At 72.4% G+C, this 275-nt stretch carries 1 protein-coding gene; it reads right to left on the reverse strand.

Going from position 1 to position 275, the window contains the following annotated elements; genetic code table 11:
* On the reverse strand, positions 1-242 hold a 242-nt coding region (locus A2J02_RS07220; RefSeq protein ID WP_197477962.1), incomplete at its 3' end, for a hypothetical protein.
* Positions 243-275 lie beyond the last annotated feature (33 nt).

Here is a 275-nt window from a genome sequence, read left to right on the forward strand (position 1 = left end):
GCCAGGAAATCCTCGTCCCGTCCGATGGTGTCCAGCCCGATCGCGGTGCGCGCAGCCTCGGCCACGATGTACTCGGTCGGGCCGACCGCGGTGCGCTCGACGCGTCGATCGGCCGGCTCGGGCAGTGCGCCGCGGTCGAGCTTGCCGCGTTCGTTGCGCGGCATCGCGTCGAGCGCGACGATGTGGGTGGGCACCATCCACTCCGGCAGCGTCCGGCGCAGCGACGCTCTGATCTCGCCCACGGAGGGTCGACGACCGGAACGCGCCGAGCACAC

The sequence above is a fragment of the Rhodococcus sp. EPR-147 genome (assembly GCF_001647185.1).
GTDB lineage: Bacteria > Actinomycetota > Actinomycetes > Mycobacteriales > Mycobacteriaceae > Rhodococcoides.